The 1338-nt window shown below is 59.6% G+C and carries 1 protein-coding gene; it reads right to left on the minus strand.

The features are described from left to right. Positions 1–63 precede the first annotated feature (63 nt). Positions 64–1338, minus strand: a 1275-nt coding sequence (locus tag ASD58_RS22960; protein ID WP_200951668.1) for a hemagglutinin repeat-containing protein, incomplete at its 5' end; no start/stop codon positions are given.

Here is a 1338-nt window from a genome sequence, read left to right on the forward strand (position 1 = left end):
GCCGTATGCACCCTGCGTTTTTTGCCTTCACTCATTTGCTATCATCCTTTCGCGGACGACAGCTTAAACCACCGTCTCAATTTCGGGGGCCACTATAGAGTACTTCATCTTGTTTTCGATGTCGGACGTGGTCAGCTTGTTGGTCGTCAGCTCGGACGCGGCAGCATTGGTACTGGCGATGGCACCGCCTTTCAGGTCGATGGTGTCGGCTTTCACGTGGTAACCGCCGTCGCCTGCGAACAGGCCCGATTGCTGTCCAACGCCAGCGTAGGTGCCACTGCCCTTCTGCTGCGAGATGTTGCCTGAGGCACTCCACGCGTTGCCAATAGCGACCTGCACGCGTACCCCTGCATTGGTCTGTACGCTTTCGAACTCGCTGGTGTCCTGCAGGCTTTCGATGGCAAGTTTGCCGCCAACGTCGGTGTTGATCGTGTTGGCGGTTGCCGTCGCGCCTTTCAGCGTGGTGTCGCCTTTGCTGCTGATATTGATCGTGTCGGCTTTGAGCTGGGTGTTGTTGTTGATCGTGCTGTCGTTCTCGTTGTGGCCTTTGCCTACGTTGGCGGCGGCGTAGATGTACACGCCGGTCTGTGCGCCGACTTGGAAGCCAACACCGGCCTCAACACCGGCACTCTTGTTCTTGCCGTCGCTATGCAGCGTGCTCTGGCTGGCATCCAGCACGATGTTTTGTGCTGCGTCCAGGCTTAGGGTCTTGCCGGCATTGAGCGCAGCTCCGGTGGCGTGGATGTCGCCACCGGTGGCCGTCAGGGTGACGTTGCGGCCGCCGTTGATGGTGCTGCCCTGCGCGGTGCTGTCGTTGCCATTGCTGGAATTGCTGCTGCTGGCAAAGCCGATGCCGGCTTCGCCCTTGACCAGGATGCCGCTGCCCGGGCCACCAGTCATGCTGCTGATTGCGCTGGCGGCCTGGTAGCCGTTGGCGGCAGCCGCCATGCCTTGCATGGCTTTCAGGCGGCCGTCGGATTTACGGGCTGCTTCCACGTTGTTGACCAGGTCGATCAATGGTGAGCTGATGCGTGCGAAGGCGCCGATCTTCAGGTCGCTGTTCGATTCCTGGTGGCTGCCAGTGTTTTGCAGCGCGGTGATATCGATCGATTTAGCGGTAATGCTGACATCGTTCCCTGCCGTCACGTTGCTGGAGGTCTGCGTGTATTTCTCGCCGGCGCTCAGCACCACGTCGCCCTTCAAGCTGCCGACGTTCGAGGCTACTTGCTTGACTTCGCTTCCGTTGTCCAGGTGCTTTTCGTTGTGGTAGCCGGCGAAGCGTTCAGTGTCGGAGATGACCACCTTGCCGATTGCCTTGTTGTCGCTCTGGTTGGCGTT

The organism is Duganella sp. Root1480D1, assembly GCF_001427305.1.
Lineage (GTDB): Bacteria > Pseudomonadota > Gammaproteobacteria > Burkholderiales > Burkholderiaceae_D > Rugamonas.